Here is a 19,471-nt window from a genome sequence, read left to right on the forward strand (position 1 = left end):
TAGATCCCGCACCGAGGAGGTCAGGCCGCGTGCCCGACGCAACACCTTCCCTGCAGAACCAGCAGGGCCCGTACTTCGGGGACTTCGGCGGACGGTTCGTCCCGGAAGCGCTGATCGCCGCGCTCGACGAGCTCGAGGCCGAGTACCGCAAGGCGGTCGTCGACCCGACGTTCCAGGACGAGCTCGCCCGGCTCCACCGCGAGTACACGGGCCGCCCCAACCCCCTGACGGAGGTGCCCCGCTTCGCGGAGCACGCCGGGGGAGCGCGGGTGTTCCTCAAGCGTGAGGACCTCAACCACACCGGCTCGCACAAGATCAACAACGTGCTCGGGCAGGCCCTGCTGGTCAAGCGCATGGGCAAGAAGCGCGTGATCGCCGAGACGGGGGCCGGGCAGCACGGTGTCGCCACGGCCACGGCCGCCGCACTCATGGACCTCGAGTGCGTGGTCTACATGGGCGAGGAGGACACCGAGCGCCAGGCGCTCAACGTCGCGCGCATGCGGCTCCTCGGCGCGACGGTGGTCCCGGTGACCATCGGTTCGCGCACGCTCAAGGACGCGATCAACGAGGCGCTGCGCGACTGGGTCGCGAACGTCGACTCGACGCACTACCTGCTGGGGACCGTGACCGGCCCTCACCCGTTCCCGGAGATGGTCCGCGACTTCCACCGGATCATCGGCGAGGAGGCGCGCGCTCAGATCCTCGACCGGATCGGGCGGCTTCCCGACGCCCTCGCGGCGTGCGTGGGCGGCGGGTCGAACGCGCTCGGCCTGTTCAACGCGTTCCTCGACGACAAGGACGTGGCGCTCTACGGCTTCGAGGCCGGAGGAGAGGGCGTCTCGACGGGCAAGCACGCGGCCCGGTTCAGCGGGGGCGCCCCCGGGGTGCTCCACGGTGCCCGGTCCTACCTGCTCCAGGACGAGGACGGGCAGACCCTGCCCAGCCACTCGATCTCGGCCGGGCTGGACTACCCGAGCGTGGGCCCGGCCCACTCGTGGCTGCACGACCTGGGCCGAGCGACCTACGAGCCCGTCTCGGACGTCGAGGCCATGGAGGCCTTCCGGCTCCTGTGCCGTACCGAGGGGATCATCCCGGCCATCGAGTCGGCGCACGCGCTCGCCGGTGCGCTGCGGATCGGCCGTGAGGCACGGGCCGCGGGCAAGGAGGACACCGTGATCCTGGTGAACCTCTCCGGGCGCGGGGACAAGGACGTCGCGACGGCGGCACGGTGGTTCGACCTGATCGACGCGGACACCGTGGTCGACGGCGAAGGGAGCAGCTTGTGAGCGCGACCGTCGGAGGCGTCCAGGCGCCCCATCGCACCGCGGCGCTGATCGAGGAGCTGTCCGCCCAGGGGCGCGCTGCCCTCATCGGCTACCTGCCCGTGGGCTACCCGAGCGTCGAGGGGACGGTGGAGGTCGCGAAGGCGCTCGTCGAGTCCGGCGTCGACATCATCGAGCTCGGCCTGCCCTACACGGACCCCGTCATGGACGGTCCCGTCATCCAGCGGGCGGTCGAGCACTCGCTCGAGGCCGGCACGCGCGTCCGCGACGTCTTCACGGCCGTCCAGGCCGTGGCTGCGCTGGGCGTGCCGGTCCTGGTCATGACCTACTGGAACCCGGTGCTGCGCTACGGCGTGGAGAGCTTCGCACGCGACCTGGCCGCGGCCGGTGGCGCCGGGCTCATCACGGCAGACCTCATCCCGGACGAGGCGGGGGAGTGGATCGCAGCCGCGGACGCGCACGGTCTCGACAAGGTCTTCCTCGTCGCCCCGAGCTCGACCCCCGAGCGCCTGCGCCTCACGGCTGCCGCCTCGCGCGGCTTCGTCTACGCGGCCTCGACCATGGGCGTGACCGGGGTCCGGTCCGAGGTCGGCAGCAAGGCCGAGGAGCTGGTCGCGGCGACGCGGGCAGCGGGCGGCGAGCACGTGTGCGTCGGTCTCGGCGTCTCGACCGGTGCGCAGGCCGCGCAGGTCGGTCGCTACGCCGACGGCGTGATCGTCGGTTCCGCGTTCGTCCGCCCGCTCCTGGGCGACGAGCCCTGGGAGGAGCGGCTCGAGAAGGTGCGCGAGGTCGCTCGCGACCTCGCGCGCGGTGTCCGCTCCGCTCGGTCGAGCGACGAGACCTCCGGGAAGGTGACGTCATGAACGGGCTCGTGTCCGCCGTCGGGCCGCTGGTCGCCTCGATCCCCAGCCCGTCCCAGCACACCTGGTACCTGGGGCCCTTCCCGCTGCGCGCCTACGCGCTCGCGATCCTCGCCGGTATCGCCGTCGCGGTGTGGCTCACCCGCAAGCGGTGGGCCGAGCGCGGCGGCGACCCCGACGACGTCCTGGAGATCGCCTTCTGGGCCGTGCCGTTCGGGATCGTCGGCGGGCGCCTCTACCACGTCATCTCGACGCCGGACCCGTACTGGGGACCGGACGGCGACCCGCTCAAGGCGCTGCGGATCTGGGACGGCGGCCTCGGGATCTGGGGGGCCATCGCGCTCGGCGCGGTCGGTGCCTACATCGGCTGCCGGCGCCAGAAGGTGAGCTTCGCGGCGTTCGCCGACGCGCTCGCACCAGGGCTGCTGCTCGCCCAGGCGATCGGCCGGCTCGGCAACTGGTTCAACCAGGAGCTGTTCGGCAGCGCGACCACGCTCCCGTGGGGTCTGCAGATCTCCGACCAGTACCTCCCGGCAGGCTACGAGTCCGGGACGCTGTTCCACCCGACGTTCCTCTACGAGCTCCTGTGGAACGTCGCTGCGGCGTTCCTGCTCATCTACCTCGACCGTCGCTTCAGGTTGGGTCATGGTCGGGTATTCTGGCTGTACGTTCTCTTCTACACGCTTGGCCGCGTGTGGATCGAGATGCTTCGCATCGACACGGCCGAGCTGGTGCTCGGCCTCCGACTGAACGTCTGGACCTCCATCCTGGTCGGAGTCGGTGCGTTGATAGCGTTTATCGTTATCGGGCGCCGACACCCAGGGCGCGAAGAGACAGTATCGCTCGATGCTGCGGAGCCCGAGCAGGCAGGTGCTGGCCGACCCGACCCAGGTCACTGAGGCACCCGTCTTTTCATAGGCGAACCCGCTGGACAACCGTCCAGATGGTTCAGTCATGTCCGTTGGGCCGATGAAGTCCCACAATCCCCCAAGTTGGATCAAAGCCCGGCCCATGGCCGGGCGCCTGTGAGGACGGTGTTGATGACCACGCCGCTGCACCGGGCTGCTGCGCCTTCGGCACAGGGCCTGTATGACCCTGTGGCCGAGCACGACGCGTGCGGCGTCGCCTTCGTGGCGACGCTCCGCGGCACACCCGGACGCGACATCGTTGACGCGGGGCTCACGGCCCTGCTCAACCTGGACCACCGCGGCGCCGTCGGCGCCGAGGAGAACAGCGGAGACGGGGCAGGCATCCTGACCCAGATCCCCGACGCCTTCGTGCGGGACGTGGTCGACGTGGACCTCCCGCCGGCCGGGCACTACGCGATCGGCATGGCCTTCCTTCCCCAGGACGCGGAGGCCGCCGCCGAGGTCGTGCGACAGGTCGAGGCCATCGCGGCCGAGGAACGACTCGTCGTCCTCGCGTGGCGCGACGTCCCCGTGACCGCCGACCTCGTGGGGCCGAGCGCGCGGGCCTCCATGCCGACGTTCCGCCAGCTCGTCGTGGCGGACCTGACGCGGGAGCTGTCCGGGCTCGACCTGGACCGGCGCACCTATCGCCTGCGCAAGCGCGCCGAGCACGAGCTCGGTCTGTTCTTCGCCTCGTTGTCGTCCCGCACGCTCACCTACAAGGGCATGCTGACCGTCGCGCAGCTCGAGCCGTTCTTCCCGGACCTCTCGGACCCGCGCTACGCGAGCGAGCTCGCGCTCGTCCACTCGCGCTTCTCGACCAACACGTTCCCGTCCTGGCCGCTCGCGCAGCCGTTCCGCATGATCGCGCACAACGGCGAGATCAACACGGTGCGCGGCAACCGCAACTGGATGGCCGCGCGTCAGGGCATGCTCGCGAGCGACAAGCTGGGCGACCTCGCCCCGCTGCTGCCCGTGTGCTCCGAGGGGTCGAGCGACTCGGCGAGCTTCGACGAGGTGCTCGAGCTCCTGCACCTCTCGGGCCGTTCCCTGCCTCACGCCGTCCTCATGATGGCGCCCGAGGCCTGGGAGAACCACGCCGAGATGGACCCGGACCGCCGGGCCTTCTACGAGTACCACTCCACGCTCATGGAGCCGTGGGACGGGCCCGCCTGCCTCAACTTCACCGACGGGACCCTCATCGGTGCCGTGCTGGACCGCAACGGGCTGCGCCCGGGGCGCTACTGGGTGACCGAGGACGGCCTCGTCGTCCTGGCCTCCGAGGCCGGCGTCCTGGACCTCGACCCGGCCACGATCGTCCGCAAGGGGCGCCTCGAGCCGGGGCGCATGTTCCTCGTCGACACCGGCCAGGGCCGGATCATCGAGGACGAGGAGGTCAAGGGCCAGCTCGCCGCCCAGCGCCCCTACGCGCAGTGGGTCGCCGAGAACTCGGTCTACCTCGAGAACCTGCCCGAGCGCGAGCACGTGGCGCACAGCCCCGCCTCGGTCCAGCGTCGTCAGCGCGCCTTCGGGTACACCGAGGAAGAGCTGCGGATCCTGCTGACCCCCATGGCGAGCACGGGTGCCGAGCCGCTCGGCGCGATGGGGACGGACACGCCCATCGCGGTGCTGTCCAGCCGTCCTCGCCTCTTGTTCGACTACTTCACGCAGATGTTCGCGCAGGTGACCAACCCGCCGCTCGACGCGATCCGCGAGGAGCTGGTCACGTCGATCGGCGGTGCGATCGGTCCTGAGCCGAACCTCCTGGACGACAGCCCGCTGCACGCGCGCAAGCTGATCCTGCCCTTCCCGGTGCTGGACAACGACGAGCTCGCGAAGATCCTGCGCGTCGACCGCGACCCGGGCCTCGAGGGCATCTTCCGGGCTGTCACGGTCAAGGGGCTCTACCCCGTCAGCGGCGGGGGAGAGGCTCTGCACGCGCGGCTCGAGGAGATCTTCGCCGAGGTCGACGCCCACGTCGCCGACGGCGCGAGCTTCATCGTGCTCTCCGACCGCGACTCCAACCAGGAGCTCGCGCCCATCCCGTCGCTGCTCCTGTCGAGCGCGGTGCACCACCACCTGCTGCGCAGGCACACCCGTACCCAGGTCTCGCTCGTCGTGGAGGCCGGGGACGTCCGGGAGGTGCACCACGTGGCGCTCCTCATCGGCTACGGCGCCGCGGCGGTCAACCCGTACCTCGCGATGGAGTCCGTCGAGGACCTCGCCAAGTCCGGGTTCGTCACGGTCGAGCCGGAGAAGGCGGTCAAGAACCTCATCAAGGCGCTCGGCAAGGGCGTCCTGAAGGTCATGAGCAAGATGGGCATCTCGACCATCTCCTCGTACCGCGGGGCACAGGTCTTCGAGGCGCTCGGTCTGTCGCACGAGCTCGTCGCGGACTACTTCGCAGGCACCACGAGCCGTCTGGGAGGCATCGGTCTCGACGTGCTCGCGGCCGAGGTCGCGGCCCGTCACGCCGAGGCCTACCCGGCCTCGGGCAACCATCAGGCGCACGTCCGTCTCACCACGGGCGGCGAGTACCAGTGGCGCCGTGACGGCGAGGAGCACCTGTTCGACCCGGAGACGGTCTTCCGGCTGCAGCACGCGACGCGTGAGCGCCGGTACGACATCTTCCGCCAGTACACGCAGCGCGTCGACGACCAGTCGACGCGTCTCATGACGCTGCGCGGGCTCCTGGAGTTCAAGGACGGTCAGCGCCCGGAGATCTCGATCGACGAGGTCGAGCCGGTCAGCGAGATCGTCAAGCGCTTCAACACGGGCGCCATGTCGTACGGCTCGATCTCGGCCGAGACGCACGAGACCCTGGCCATCGCCATGAACCGCCTGGGTGGTCGCTCGAACACGGGCGAGGGCGGCGAGGAGCCGGAGCGTCTGTACGACCCGGAGCGTCGCTCGAAGGTCAAGCAGATCGCCTCGGGCCGGTTCGGCGTCACGTCGGAGTACCTCACCGCGGCGGACGACATCCAGATCAAGCTCGCCCAGGGTGCCAAGCCCGGCGAGGGCGGTCAGCTGCCCGGGCACAAGGTCTACCCGTGGATCGCCCGGACCCGGCACTCGACGCCGGGCGTCGGGCTCATCTCGCCGCCGCCGCACCACGACATCTACTCGATCGAGGACCTGGCGCAGCTCATCCACGACGCCAAGAACGCGAACCCGTCGGCTCGTGTGCACGTCAAGCTCGTGAGCGAGTTCGGCGTGGGGACGGTCGCGACCGGTGTGTCCAAGGCGCACGCGGACGTCGTCCTCATCTCGGGGCACGACGGCGGCACGGGCGCGAGCCCGTTGACCTCGCTCAAGCACGCGGGCACCCCGTGGGAGCTCGGCCTGGCCGAGACCCAGCAGACGCTCGTGCTGAACAACCTGCGCGACCGCATCGTGGTGCAGGTCGACGGGCAGATGAAGACGGGCCGCGACGTGGTCGTCGGTGCGCTGCTCGGTGCCGAGGAGTTCGGCTTCGCGACCGCTCCCATGGTCGTCTCCGGCTGCGTCATGATGCGCGTGTGCCACCTGGACACCTGTCCGGTGGGCGTCGCCACCCAGAACCCCGAGCTGCGGGCACGCTTCACGGGCAAGCCCGAGTTCGTCGTGAACTTCTTCGAGTTCATCGCCGAGGAGGTGCGCGAGCACCTGGCACGCCTGGGGTTCCGGTCGATCGAGGAGGCCGTGGGCCACGTCGAGGCGCTCGACACCCGGCAGGCGATCGAGCACTGGAAGGCGCAGGGTCTCGACCTCGCGCCCGTGCTCGAGAAGCCTCAGCCGCTCGAGGGCTCGTCGCTGCGCAACACGACGACCCAGGACCACGGCCTCGACAAGGCGCTCGACAACCAGCTCATCACGCTGGCCGCCGACGCCCTGGAGAACCGCGAGCCGGTCCGGATCGCCCTGCCGATCCGCAACGTCAACCGCACCGTGGGCACCATGCTCGGTCACGAGGTGACCAAGCGGTACCGCGGCGAGGGGCTGGCCGACGACACGATCGACGTCTCCCTCACGGGGTCCGCCGGTCAGTCCATGGGGGCGTTCCTGCCCCGCGGCATCACGCTGCGTCTCTTCGGCGACGCGAACGACTACGTGGGCAAGGGCCTCTCGGGTGGACGCATCATCGTCCGTCCGGACCGCTCGGCAGTCCTCACGGGGTCGAGCAACGTCGTGGCGGGCAACGTCATCGGCTACGGCGCGACGTCCGGGCAGATCCTCCTGCGCGGGCTCGTGGGCGAGCGCTTCGCGGTCCGCAACTCCGGGGCGACGCTCGTCGTCGAGGGGGTGGGCGACCACGGGCTCGAGTACATGACCGGTGGTGCGGTGCTGATCCTCGGCCCGACCGGACGCAACCTCGGCGCGGGCATGTCTGGAGGGACGGCCTACGTGCTGGACCTGCGGCCCGCGGCCATGAACACCGCTGCGGTCGCGACGGGCGAGCTCCTGCTCGACCCGCTCGACGACGCGGACGCGGCTCTCGTCGAGGGCCTGGTCCGCACGCACCTGGAGGAGACGGGCTCGACGGTCGCGGCCGAGCTGCTCGAGGACTTCGACGCTGCGCGTGCTCGCTTCACGCGCATCCTGCCCGCCGAGTTCGCCCGTGTGCGCAAGGCGCTCGCGCAGGCCGAGCTCGACGGGCTCGACCCCGCCGCTCCCGGCGTGTGGGACCAGATCTTGGAGGTGGCTCGTGGCTGATCCCCGTGGATTCCTGAAGGTGCGGGAGCGCGAGCTCCCGCCCAACCGTCCGGTCGAGGTCCGGCTGCGCGACTGGCGCGACGTGCACGAGCACCTGGTCGAGGGGCAGCCGTTCCTCAAGGAGCAGGCGGGCCGCTGCATGGACTGCGGCATCCCGTTCTGCCACCAGGGCTGCCCCCTCGGGAACCTCATCCCCGAGTGGAACGACCTGGTCTGGCGCGACCAGTGGGCCGAGGCCAGCGAACGGCTGCACGAGACCAACAACTTCCCGGAGTTCACGGGACGTGTGTGCCCGGCGCCGTGCGAGTCGAGCTGCGTGCTCGGCATCAACCAGCCGGCCGTGACCATCAAGAACGTCGAGGTCTCGATCATCGACGAGGCGTTCGCCCGCGGGCTGGTCACGCCGCAGGTGCCGCAGCGTCTGACGGGGTCGACGGTCGCGGTCGTCGGTTCGGGGCCCGCGGGTCTGGCCGCGGCCCAGCAGCTCACCCGTGCCGGTCACACGGTCGTCGTCTACGAGCGTGACGCGGCGATCGGCGGTCTGCTGCGGTTCGGCATCCCGGACTTCAAGCTCGAGAAGCTGCACATCGACCGTCGCCTGGCGCAGATGGAGGCCGAGGGCACCCGATTCCGCCCGGGCGTCGAGATCGGCGTGGACATCACCTGGGACGAGCTGCGACGTCGCTTCGACGCCGTGGTCCTCGCGACCGGCGCGACGGTCCCGCGTGCCCTGCAGGTCCCGGGCAACGACCTCCCCGGCGTGCACTTCGCCATGGAGTTCCTGCACCAGGCCAACACGGTGGTCGCGGGCGGCGTGGTCGAGGACCAGATCCTCGCGACGGGCAAGAACGTGATCGTCATCGGTGGCGGCGACACCGGCTCCGACTGCCTGGGCACCTCGCTCCGGCAGGGGGCGGCGAGCGTCACGACGCTCGCGATCGGCAAGAGGCCGCCGCTCGAGCGTTCGGCGACGCAGCCCTGGCCGACCGACCCGATCCTCTTCGAGGTCTCCTCCTCGCACGAGGAGGGCGGCGAGCGGGCCTACCTGGCGTCGACGGTCGACTTCCTGGCGGGCGAGGACGGTCGGGTACGCGCCCTGCGCGTCGCCGAGACCGAGTACCTCCCGGACGGGCGTCGCGTCCCGAAGGCCGGCACCGAGAAGGAGATCCCTGCCGATCTCGTGCTCGTGGCCATGGGCTTCACGGGACCGGAGACCCAGACGCTCTCGGCGCAGTCGGAGATCGGGCTCACGGCTCGTGGCCTGGTCGCACGCGGCGACGACTTCGCGACCACCGTTCCCGGCGTGTTCGTCGCCGGTGACGCGGGACGCGGGCAGTCGCTCATCGTGTGGGCCATCGCCGAGGGTCGTGCCGCGGCCGCGTCGGCCGACGCGTACCTGCAGGGACGCACCGAGCTCCCTGCCCCGGTGCGCGCATCGACCGTGTCGCTGAGAGCATGACAAGAGTGTGAGACGCGCCCCGGCGTCCGCGAGGACGTCCGGGGTGGAGACGGGGCCCAGGCAGGGGCCCGAGGCGGTCCGGTTCCGCCGGACACGAAGGAACAACGAGGCTGGAGAAATGCGCAGAGCAAAGATCGTTTGCACCATCGGACCCGCGACCGAGTCGAAGGAACAGCTCCGGGCGCTCGTCGACGCCGGGATGGACGTGGCGCGGATCAACCGCAGCCACGGCAGTGCCGAGGAGCACGAGGCCGTCTACCACGGCGTGCGCGAGGCCGCGACGGCATCGGGCCGTTCCGTGGCTGTGCTCGTCGACCTCCAGGGGCCCAAGATCCGCCTGGGTCGCTTCGGCGGCGACGAGAAGCACTGGCTCAACGAGGGCGACACCTTCACGATCACGACCGAGGACGTCGTGGGCACCAAGGAGCTCGTCTCCACGACCCACAAGGGTCTGCCCGGGGACGCGCGCGTCGGCGACCCGATCCTGATCGACGACGGCAAGGTGCTCGTCCGCGTCACCGCGGTCGAGGGCCCCCAGGTCGTCACCCGTGTCGAGGTGGCCGGACCGGTCTCCAACAACAAGGGTCTGAACCTGCCGGGTGTCGCGGTCTCCGTGCCGGCGCTGTCCGAGAAGGACCGCGACGACCTGCGCTGGGCGCTCCGCCTCGGTGCGGACATCATCGCGCTGTCGTTCGTCCGTTCTGCGGCCGACTTCGACGACGTCAAGACGATCATGGACGAGGAGGGCCGCTCGGTCCCCGTCATCGCCAAGATCGAGAAGCCGCAGGCCGTCGAGAACCTCGCGGAGATCATCGACGCGTTCGACGGCGTCATGGTCGCCCGTGGTGACCTCGCGGTCGAGCTCCCGCTCGAGCAGGTCCCGCTCGTGCAGAAGCGCATCGTCGAGCTGGCTCGTCGCAACGCCAAGCCGGTCATCGTGGCGACGCAGGTGCTCGAGTCGATGACGAACTCGCCGCGCCCCACGCGCGCCGAGGCGTCGGACTGCGCCAACGCGGTCCTCGACGGGGCCGACGCCGTCATGCTCTCGGGCGAGACGAGCGTGGGCGACTTCCCGATCCTGACGGTCGAGACCATGGCCCGCATCATCGAGGCGACCGAGGAAGCCGGCCGTGAGCGCATGGCGCCGCTCGGCTCGACCCCGCACACGCGCGGTGGCGCCATCACGCGTGCCGCTGCCGAGATCGGTGAGGTCCTGGGTGCGAAGTACCTCGCGACCTTCACGCAGTCGGGCGACTCGGCGCGACGCATGTCGCGTCTGCGCTCGTCGATCCCGCTGCTCGCGTTCACGCCGCGCGAGCACGTGCGCAACGTCCTGTCGCTCACGTGGGGCACCCAGTCGTACCAGGTGCCCGAGGTGGCGAACACCGACGCGATGGTCGGCCAGGTCGACACGACCCTGCAGGCCAACGGCCTCGCCGAGGTCGGCGACCTCGTGGTCGTCGTCTCGGGCGCCCCGGTGGGCCAGCCCGGCACGACGAACTCGATCCTCGTGCACCGGATCGGTGACAGCACGGACGTCTGATCCGCGCTGACAGTTCGACGACGGCCCCGGTGGCCGGCTGCGCTCCTCGCGCGACCGGCCACCGGGGCCTCGTCGTTGCGGAAGGAGGGCATGCTCGGGCGATGCTCCACCGGCAGGACCGACCGACAAGGCCCCCGAGAATTGCCTGGGGAGCCGGCGCGCGCAGCGGCTAGTCTCCCGGGATGCGCTTCCTCCCCTCGTCTCTCGACCCCTCGGTGGTCGCCTCGATCGACGACCGCCTCGAGACCCTCACCGTGACCGAGCGCGTCGCGATCCCGTGGGCGGTCGAGAGCGGGAGCAGGGCGTGGGGCTTCCCGTCGCCCGACAGCGACTACGACTGCCGGTTCGTGTACGTCCGCGCTCCCGAGGACTACCTCGGGCCGTGGCCGCGCCGCGACGTCCTGGAGACCCCGCTCGACGCGGTCCTCGACGTCAACGGCTGGGACCTCGTCAAGGCGGTGCAGCTCCTGGTGAAGGGGAACGCGACGATCGTCGAGTGGTTGGAGTCGGGGATCGTGTATCGCGGCGACGAGGACTTCCGCGACGGTCTGCGGGCGCTCGCCTCCGACGTCGTCGACCGTGGAGCCCTGGTCCGGCACTACGCGTACCTCGGCAGTCGGCAGCGCGACCGGTGGGAGGGCGGTGACGTCTCCCTCAAGAAGGTCTTCTACGCGTTGCGGCCCGCCGCGGTGCTGCGGTGGCTGCGGGTCCACCCGGACGCGAGCCCACCCCTCGACCTGCTCACCCTGCTCGCGCAGGGGGAGGCCTCGTCGACCGTGCAGGATGCCGTCGGCGAGCTCGTCGCGCTCAAGGCCGTGACCCGCGAGATGGGGACGGGACCGGCCGGTGCCGCGATCGGCCGGTTCGTGACCGAGGAGCTCGAGCTCGCGCACGGCGGGACGCGAGGTCTCGAAGAAGCGCAGTGCTCGCGGGGCGAGGCGCGCGAGCGCGCAGAGCAGTACTTCCGGGCTGCGGTCCGGACGTTCGCTCCGGCGGACCTTGTCGGGGCCCGACGCCCTCGCGTCAGGCCCCGAGCGCCAGGTGCACCGCGAGCGCGAGGATCACCAGGCCACCCACGGCAGCGGTGACGCGCTGGCCGGTGTCGTTCGTGAGGGCGCGCCCGAGCACCGCGCCACCACCGGCGACGAGCATCTGCCAGCTCGCGGATGCGACGAACGCCGCGAGCACGAAGACCGCTCGCTCCGCGCCCGTCGCGTCGGGGCTCAGCGCGCCACCGGCCACGAGGACGGCGAAGTAGATCACGGTCGCAGGGTTGACCAGGGTGAGGCCGAGCAGCGTCGCGTAGGCCCGCACGGGAGTGGTGTCGGCGGTCGCCGGACGGGGCGTGGCGCCGTCGGGCAGGACGCGCTGGAGCGCGGGGCGGAACGTGCGCCACGCGAGGAAGGCGAGGACTGCGACCGACGCCCAGGTCAGCGGCGTGCGGACGGCTGCGACGAGCGGGGCGACGACGGCCCCCGCGACGACCGCGACCGTCGCGTAGATGCCGTCGGCCGTCGCGGTGCCGAGGCCCGCGGCCGCCCCGACCGCGAAACGTGTGCGGGCGGTGAGCGTCACGAGGTAGACGGCGATCGCGCCCACCGGGATGGCGATCGCGTAGCCCGCGACGAGCCCGGCGAGCAGTGCGCTCGTCATGGCACCGGGCGAGGTCGCCGGGGCCGGAGCTCCTGCTGCCTGCCCGCTGGTCGCGTGGTCGCAGCGGGCAGCGGCACGAGGAGGGGCGTCGTCGGCATGGATCGAGGATCGCGCGCAGTACGGGGAAGGTCAAGGGATATCGGCTCGCCGCGTGAGGTCCGGTACCTGTCCGGACGGGCATGCTCAGGCGTGTCTGTCGCCGGTGCCGCGCCGGACGTCAGCCGAGGAGAGCCGCGGCGGCCGCGGCACCCACCGAGGCGCCGAGCACGAGTCCCGTCACGACCTCGCGGCGGGAGTGGTCGTTCACCGCGAGGCGGGAGAGCCCGACGACGACCGCGACGGCCAGGAGCGCGGCCGCCAGCCACCAGGACAGGGCCGTGGAGACGCCCGCGGCGACCGAGAACACGGCGGTGTGCACCGAGGCGCGCACGAACGGGGTGACCAGGGCGATCGCGACGATCCCCGCGAGGTAGGCCGCGAGGAGCCGGGGGAGCAGGGGAGGTGCTCCCGCGAGGTGCAGGACGAGGATCGCCGTGACCTCGATGACGAGGAGCCCCGCGAAGACCACTAGGCGCTGGGCCCGGGGGCGCACGTGACGGGACTCCAGGACCTCGGCCCGCGCGAGCCCGTGGACGAACAGGTAGGGCAGCCCGCCGCAGAGCAGGACCGCGAGCACCACGTAGCGCGCGCCGGCCAGACCGGGCGACGCGTACAGGGCCGCGGCCAGGACGAGAGCCACGACCGTGTAGCCCGGCGCGAGGACCTCCGTCACGACGACGGCCCAGCGGGGTGGGGCAGCGGTGACCGCCGCTCCGGCCGGGGGCGTCATCGCGGCTCCTGCTCGGTGCCGAGGACTCCGGCGAGCACGACCGCGCGCTTCTCGCTCGTCTGCTCACGGAACGCCCTGCCCAGGTGGCGCAGGGCGTGGTCGTCCTCGGCCCAGGCGCTCCAGTCCGCGGGGACCTCTGGTCGCTCGTCCATGCCGCGCCGGGTCGCGGCGAGGTCGATCTGCAGCGCCCGCAGCACGGGCTCGGGCGCGTCGCCGACCAGGGTCCGGACCTGCGCGGCGTCCTGGGGGGCCGAGTAGCGGGCCAGCGTCGCGAGCGCGTCCATGATCTCGATGGTCCGGTGGTACTCGGCGACCTCGGGGCGCACGGACGACAGGCGGGACTCCGCGACGGCGTCGACCAGGTGCGCGTGCAGCGCGCTCAGGTCGGCCCGGCGGCGTCGCCGGGTCCGAGCGGCCGAGAGCAGGTGCCCCATGATCCCGAGCGTGAGCAGGATGCTCGACGCCGCGATCAGGTACCGCGTGCGGATCCCGAGGAGCCGGTACTGCTCGATCGCCCCCGGCTCCTGCAGGACGATGTTGACGGCGCTCAGGAGTGCCCACAGCACCCCGACGAACGCACCCGCGGCGGCGAGGTCCATGCCCCAGCGGTCGCTGCGGGGACGGTCCTGCCGGTTCCGGACGGTCGAGACGCCGAACGTCGCCGTGGCCCAGAGGAACGCCCCGTAGTACGCGGCCCAGTACAGGGCCATCCAGGGCTTGCCGCCGGTCTGCAGGTCGAAGTCCTGCCGCTCCCACGGGCCGTTGAGCGCGAAGACGAGCACGAGCACCCCGACGACCCCGACGATCCCCGAGGCGAGGTACGTCGGACGAGGCCGAGGCCCCTGGGTGCCCTGGACCCACGCCGCGATGCACAGGCAGCCGGCGACGAGCAGGGCGTGCTTGGCGAGCTCGTGGGCGCCGGGGGGCGCGTGCTCGAGCAGGAACGACTCGACCTGGCTGATGCGCAGCGCCGAGGCAGCGGCCACGAGCGCGAGCCCCCAGGTCAGGGCGTAGTCCCCGCGGTGCTGCGATCGGTGGCGCAGAGCCGTCCAGAGCGCGGCCCCGGCGAAGAGAGCGAAGGCGAGCAGGGTCACCGGTACCGCTCCATGCCGGCGAGGCGGTGGGCGACACCGCCCGTGGCCTCGATCGACATCATGAGCTCGCTCGCGATCGACTCGGCACGGTGCTCGACCGGGTCCTCGTAGCGGTTGCGCCGCTGGGGTCCGGGAGCCGGGGCGTCCGGGTCGTCGCACGCGTCGAGGATGTGGACCAGCTCGTGCGCGATGATGTGGTGCCGGTGGCGCTCGGACAGCGTCGCCTCGGAGTTGACGATGATCTTCTCGCCGTCGGGCATGCTCAGCCACATCCCCGAGATCCCCTCGCCCAGAGGGCCGTCGACGACGTCGATGGGCCGCTCGCGCAGGGTCGCGACGATGCGCCGGGCGTCGTCGATGCTGCGGGCTCGGTCGAGTCCTGCCGCGGTCAGGCGGGTGCGATGCTCGTTCACGACTCGTCGACGGGATCGACGGCCGGGAGCGACTGCATCCGGCGCATCTGGTCCAGGAGCTGGGTCACGGCGCGCACGTTCTCCGCGGACAGGCCCTCGGCGCGCAGCGCGAAGGCCTCGACGCCGTGGTCGTTGAGGGCGAGCCGGAGCTCCTTCTTGGGGTCCTCTCCCGTGTCGAGGAGGTCCTTGGGCTCGACGCCGAAGTACGCCGCGAGGCCTTCGATGATGCGCAGCGAGGGCGAGGTGCGGTGGCCGCCGCGGAGCGCGCTGAGGTAGGCCTCCTTGACGGCGTAGCCGTGCTCGGTCATCCAGTTCGCGACCTCGCGGTTGGTCGCGCCGCGTCCGGCACGCTGTCGGGTCGCGAAGAGCTCGTTGAGTCGGTGCTGGAACGCGCGGCTGAGCCGCTCGCCCGGAGGGTTCTCGTGTGTCGTCACCACTCGATTGTCCCAGGAACGGGCGGGTGCTGGTGGCACTCCGCAGGGAGAGATCTCACAGGCCCGACGGCGGGGCTCGCCGCGACCGGTCCGGTGCCGCGCGGGCTGGGCCGGGTTGACGTGCGTGGGGTGCGGACGGGGATCAGGGGCACCGTTCGTGACGATGTGGTGCAGTTCACATGAGAGCTCTCTCATCTGCGGGAACTTCGACCTCGAGGCGACTTTGCCGTCAGTAGAGTACGGGTGTCGTAGCTCGTGACGGTCGAGGCCTTGGGGGTCGTGCGTCCCGTCCGAGCGCGCCCGCGCGGCGCTTCCGGGGGAGCAGGGGGTCCCCGGAAGGCGCCGCTGTCGGTTGCGCACGAGCGGCCCGCGGCGACCGCCGCTCCCACGTGCGGGCGGCGCGACGCGCTCCCACGGCGAGGCCGGCTCCCGAACGCCACCAGGTCCAGGCCGGTCGGCCTGTCGGTGAGCCGGACGATCCCCCGAGCCCGGCTTCCGACGGCTTCCCCGCACCGCCGTGGTTCCCCTGCGCCCGGCCCCAGGAGGACGCGTCGCTGGCCGGTCCCCGGCCGGGGCGCGCGACAGTTTGTGCGCCAGAACCGACAGGTTATGCAAACCGGCTCGGCGCCTCGTCGGGTGTGGGCTGTGATGAGTTCGTTACCAGTCGCCCTCGGGCGCCACCCACCGGTCGTCGGGCGTCGCAGCCCTGCGCGGAGGTGGTCGCGACCCGGGACGTCGTCCACGTCCTCCCCGCATCGGCGGTGAGGGCGAGCGGCCTCGTCCCTGCGACAGCTCGTGGACAGTCGAAGGAGACACGCAGGTGGACAGACCGAACAGCATCAGGGAGACGCGCGTGCTCAGGTCGTGGAACGACTTCTCGGAGAGGCGTCCGGCCGTCGCACAGTTCGTCGTCTTCTCGCTCCTGAGCACCGGCATGACCGTGCTCCAGCTGGCGCTCATGCCCCTGATCAAGTGGGTCTTCACGATGACGTCGCTCGTGGATCAGTCGTTCCAGGCGTTCGCCGTGAACACGAACGCCGACGGCTCGACCTTCTTCATCTTCGACTACGCGGCGGGGGCGCTGCCGGACGGCGGCGGAGGGCTCGCCTACTTCCTGGCGGTGCAGATCACCCTGCTCGTCGCCCAGGTCATCAACTTCTTCGCCCAGCGCAACATCACCTTCAAGTCCAGCACGAACATCTGGCGCGCGGCGGCCTGGTACACGGTCGCGTACGTCGTCATCACCTTTGCCGCCGCAGCGCTCCAAGGGTTCTACAAGGACCCGATCTACCAGTTCATGGTCGACCGCTGGGGCAGCACCGGAGAGGCCGGGGCCGACGTCGTCACGATGATCGTCAACGCGCTGATCTCGGTCGTCGTGTACTTCCCGATCCTCAAGATCATCTTCAGGCAGGAGCCCGGGCCGGGTAGCGACGGTGACGGCGACTCCGGCCCGGTGCCGGACGCCGTCGAGCGGGTCCCTGCCCACGCGACGTAGTCCCCGTCCCGGAGCCGGACCGTCGCGGACCGTCCGGACGAGCAGGCGAGACAGAACCACACCAGTACACCCGCGAGCCGCACACGTGCCGCGGGGCGAACGGAAGCAGACCATGACGGAAGAACTGACGACGCTCGAGAAGGCCGCACTCCTGAGCGGGGAGAGCGTCTGGGAGACACGTGCGGTACCGCGGCACGGGATCCGGACGCTGTGGCTGTCCGACGGGCCTCATGGCGTCCGCAAGCAGACGGGCTCGGCCGACCACCTCGGTCTCGGCGCCTCGCAGCCCGCGACCTGCTTCCCGACCGCGGCCACGGTCGCCAACAGCTGGGACCCCGAGCTCGCGCGGTCCGTGGGTGAGGCGCTCGGTGCCGAGGCCGCCGACCAGGGGGTCGACGTGCTCCTCGGCCCGGGGCTCAACGTCAAGCGCAGCCCGCTGTGCGGGCGCAACTTCGAGTACTTCTCCGAGGACCCGCTGCTCTCCGGACGTCTCGCGGCAGGCTACGTGCGCGGCATCCAGTCGCGCGGCGTCGCGGCATGCCCCAAGCACTTCGCGGCCAACAGCCAGGAGCTGCGTCGCATGACGAGCGACTCCGTGGTCGACGAGCGGACGTTGCGCGAGATCTACCTGACGGGCTTCGAGGTCGTCGTGCGTGAGTCCGCGCCGTACTCGATCATGTCGAGCTACAACCTGCTCAACGGCACCTACGCCAACGAGAACCCGTTCCTGCTCCAGCAGGTCCTGCGCGACGAGTGGGGATTCGACGGGGCCGTCGTGACCGACTGGGGCGGTGGCAACGACGCGGTCGAGGCCGTGCGTCGGGGCGGGACGCTCGAGATGCCGTCGCCGGGGCTCGACTCCGCCGCGCAGATCGTGGACGCAGTCGGTCGAGGAGACCTCGACATGGCCGACCTCGACGCGCGGGTCGAGGAGATGAAGGTCCTCGTGAGCCGGATCGGGGGAGCGAGCCGCGAGGTCGACCCTGACGCCCACCACGAGCTCGCGCGCACCGCTGCCGAGCAGAGCGCCGTGCTGCTGCGCAACGAGGACCGTGTCCTGCCGCTCGCTGCGGGCACCCGGGTCGCGGTCGTGGGCGACTTCGCGTCCACGCCGCGCTACCAGGGGGCCGGCTCCTCGGTCGTCAACCCGACCCGGCTCACGACGGCGCTCGACGCGCTCGCCGGCTCCGACCTCGAGGTCGTCGCGACCGCACAGGGCTTCACGCGCGGCGGGGCGTCGGACCCGACGCTCGTCGCCGAGGCCGTCGACGCGGCCCGGTCGGCCGACGTCGTCCTGCTCTACCTGGGGCTCGACGAGATCAGCGAGTCCGAGGGCCAGGACCGCTCGCACCTGCGGCTTCCCTCGAGCCAGGTCGAGCTCCTGGCGCGGATCTCCTCGGTCACGAGCCGGATCGTCGTCGTCCTCAGTGCAGGTTCGGTCGTCGAGGTGCCCTGGCTCTCGCAGTGCTCCGCCCTGGTCCACGGCTACCTCGGCGGGCAGGGGGGCGCCGAGGCGGTGGTCCGGGTGCTGACCGGTGCGGTGAACCCGTCCGGTCGCCTCGCGGAGACGTACCCCGTCCGGCTCGAGGACACCCCGACGTACCGTTACTACCCGGGTGAGGGGGTCGACGCCGAGTACCGCGAGGGCCCCTACGTGGGCTACCGCTACTACTCGAGCGTCGGTGCGCCGGTGGCCTTCCCGTTCGGGTTCGGGCTGAGCTACACCACGTTCGCGTACGCGGACCTCGAGGTCGACGCCGAGGGCGTGACGTTCACCCTGACCAACACGGGGGACGTCGCGGGAGCCGAGGTCGCGCAGCTGTACGTGGGCCGACGGGAGACCGACGGCGTGCACCGCCCCGTGCGCGAGCTCAAGGGCTTCGCGAAGGTCCACCTCGAGCCGGGGGAGTCCCAGCGCGTGCGCATCGCGTTCGACCGCTTCACCTTCCGCCACTTCTCGACGGCGACGGGAACCTGGGAGACCGAGGGCGGCACGTGGTCCCTCGAGGTCGGCTCCGACGTCGAGACCGTGCTGCTCGCGGCCGAGCACGTCGTGACCGGAACCGCTCCCGGCGCCGCCGCGACGGCCGTGCCGCAGCAGTACCGGACCGGTGCGGTCACGGACGTGCCCGACGACGTGTTCGCTTCCCTCCTGGGTCGCCCGCTGGCAGCCAGGGGCCGAGCGGCCGGGCCGCTCGGGGTCAACAGCCCCCTGTCGGACCTGGAGCACGCGCGCAGCCCCCTGGCCCGGCTCGCATACCGCGAGCTGGCGCGACGGATCGCCCGCGCCGAGGCCAAGGGCACCCCCGACCTGAACCTGCTGTTCCTGCGCGGGATGCCGTTCCGCGCCATCGCGAAGATGACGAACGGCGCCGTGAGCATGGACATGGCCGCCGCGCTGGTCACGATCGTCAACGGCCGCTTCTTCCGGGGCGTCGGAGACCTCGTCTCGGCGTTCTTCCGGAACCGACGGTCCACCCGCCGCATGCGCTCCGAGCTGGCGCGCCGATGAGCGGCAAGACGGAGGCGGCCCCGACGCCGACCCCGGAGACGACGTCGACGACCACGGCCCAGACCCCGCTCTCCGGGGGCAAGCCCCGGATGTTCGGTCGGTTGCGGGTGGGGTGGTCGTCGTTCGTGGAGCGTCGGCCGGGGTTGGCTCAGTTCGTGGTGTTCTTCGTGTTGAGCAATGGTGTGACGGTGTTGCAGCTGGCGTTGATGCCGGCGTTCAAGGCTGTGTTCGGGATGACGTCGTTGGTGGACACGAGCTTTCAGGTGTTGGCGGTGGGGTCGAATCCGGATGGG

General features: G+C 71.3%; 14 protein-coding genes and 1 pseudogene. 10 read left to right on the forward strand and 5 right to left on the reverse strand.

From position 1 onward, the window contains the following. Positions 1 to 29 precede the first annotated feature (29 nt). The 7 genes from trpB to ACIPWA_RS19380 all read left to right on the forward strand — a co-directional run bounded on the left by trpB (position 30) and on the right by ACIPWA_RS19380 (position 11,833). Positions 30 to 1,286 (forward strand): tryptophan synthase subunit beta, encoded by a 1,257-nt coding sequence (gene trpB, locus ACIPWA_RS19350; RefSeq protein WP_056646895.1) that lies wholly within the window; start codon positions 30 to 32, stop codon positions 1,284 to 1,286. Then, positions 1,283 to 2,146, forward strand: a complete 864-nt coding sequence (gene trpA / locus ACIPWA_RS19355; RefSeq protein WP_056646892.1) for a tryptophan synthase subunit alpha — start codon at positions 1,283 to 1,285, stop codon at positions 2,144 to 2,146. Before trpB ends, trpA begins: the two co-directional genes overlap by 4 nt. Further along, positions 2,143 to 3,042, forward strand: a complete 900-nt coding sequence (lgt, locus tag ACIPWA_RS19360; protein ID WP_056646889.1) for a prolipoprotein diacylglyceryl transferase — start codon at positions 2,143 to 2,145, stop codon at positions 3,040 to 3,042. The genes trpA and lgt overlap by 4 nt, the downstream gene beginning before the upstream one ends. Positions 3,043 to 3,183: 141 nt before the next feature. Further along, positions 3,184 to 7,743, forward strand: coding sequence for a glutamate synthase large subunit (gene gltB / locus ACIPWA_RS19365; protein WP_056646885.1), 4,560 nt, complete (start codon positions 3,184 to 3,186; stop codon positions 7,741 to 7,743). Further along, positions 7,736 to 9,202 (forward strand): glutamate synthase subunit beta, encoded by a 1,467-nt coding sequence (locus ACIPWA_RS19370; RefSeq protein WP_056646882.1) that lies wholly within the window; start codon positions 7,736 to 7,738, stop codon positions 9,200 to 9,202. The genes gltB and ACIPWA_RS19370 overlap by 8 nt, the downstream gene beginning before the upstream one ends. A 118-nt stretch (positions 9,203 to 9,320) precedes the next feature. Further along, positions 9,321 to 10,745 carry a pyruvate kinase gene (pyk, locus tag ACIPWA_RS19375; protein ID WP_056764859.1) on the forward strand — a complete coding sequence of 475 codons (1,425 nt, stop codon included), beginning with the start codon at positions 9,321 to 9,323 and terminating at the stop codon, positions 10,743 to 10,745. Positions 10,746 to 10,927: 182 nt separating this feature from the next. Continuing rightward, positions 10,928 to 11,833: a nucleotidyltransferase domain-containing protein gene (locus ACIPWA_RS19380; RefSeq protein ID WP_400292230.1), complete on the forward strand. Its 906-nt coding sequence runs from the start codon at positions 10,928 to 10,930 to the stop codon at positions 11,831 to 11,833. Here the strand turns inward: ACIPWA_RS19380 and ACIPWA_RS19385 are convergent. From ACIPWA_RS19385 to ACIPWA_RS19405, 5 genes are all read right to left on the reverse strand, one after another. Continuing rightward, complete coding sequence (locus tag ACIPWA_RS19385; protein WP_056764855.1) at positions 11,769 to 12,398, reverse strand: LysE/ArgO family amino acid transporter; 630 nt, start codon at positions 12,396 to 12,398, stop codon at positions 11,769 to 11,771. The two genes, ACIPWA_RS19380 and ACIPWA_RS19385, sit on opposite strands and share 65 nt — an antisense overlap. Positions 12,399 to 12,615: 217 nt before the next feature. Next, positions 12,616 to 13,227: a hypothetical protein gene (locus ACIPWA_RS19390; protein ID WP_400292231.1), complete on the reverse strand. Its 612-nt coding sequence runs from the start codon at positions 13,225 to 13,227 to the stop codon at positions 12,616 to 12,618. Continuing rightward, positions 13,224 to 14,321 (reverse strand): DUF6545 domain-containing protein, encoded by a 1,098-nt coding sequence (locus ACIPWA_RS19395; protein ID WP_056764851.1) that lies wholly within the window; start codon positions 14,319 to 14,321, stop codon positions 13,224 to 13,226. Before ACIPWA_RS19395 ends, ACIPWA_RS19390 begins: the two co-directional genes overlap by 4 nt. After that, on the reverse strand, positions 14,318 to 14,734 hold the full coding sequence (locus ACIPWA_RS19400; protein WP_400292233.1) for a M78 family metallopeptidase domain-containing protein: 417 nt from the start codon (positions 14,732 to 14,734) through the stop codon (positions 14,318 to 14,320). Before ACIPWA_RS19400 ends, ACIPWA_RS19395 begins: the two co-directional genes overlap by 4 nt. After that, a complete protein-coding gene (locus ACIPWA_RS19405) occupies positions 14,731 to 15,168 on the reverse strand; it encodes a hypothetical protein (protein WP_056764849.1) in 438 nt (145 codons plus the stop codon). Before ACIPWA_RS19405 ends, ACIPWA_RS19400 begins: the two co-directional genes overlap by 4 nt. 820 nt (positions 15,169 to 15,988) lie before the next feature. On the opposite strand from ACIPWA_RS19405, the gene ACIPWA_RS19410 reads away from it, so the two are divergent. From ACIPWA_RS19410 to ACIPWA_RS19420, 3 genes and pseudogenes are all read left to right on the forward strand, one after another. Next, positions 15,989 to 16,666 (forward strand): hypothetical protein, encoded by a 678-nt coding sequence (locus ACIPWA_RS19410; RefSeq protein ID WP_068625272.1) that lies wholly within the window; start codon positions 15,989 to 15,991, stop codon positions 16,664 to 16,666. Positions 16,667 to 16,778: 112 nt separating this feature from the next. After that, positions 16,779 to 19,178: a glycoside hydrolase family 3 C-terminal domain-containing protein gene (locus tag ACIPWA_RS19415; RefSeq protein ID WP_400292236.1), complete on the forward strand. Its 2,400-nt coding sequence runs from the start codon at positions 16,779 to 16,781 to the stop codon at positions 19,176 to 19,178. Next, positions 19,175 to 19,471: pseudogene (locus ACIPWA_RS19420) on the forward strand (hypothetical protein); the annotation flags it as partial. The gene ACIPWA_RS19415 and the pseudogene ACIPWA_RS19420, both read left to right, overlap by 4 nt.

Origin of the sequence: Oerskovia enterophila, assembly GCF_044748475.1 — a bacterium.
In the GTDB taxonomy this organism is placed as follows: domain Bacteria; phylum Actinomycetota; class Actinomycetes; order Actinomycetales; family Cellulomonadaceae; genus Oerskovia; species Oerskovia enterophila.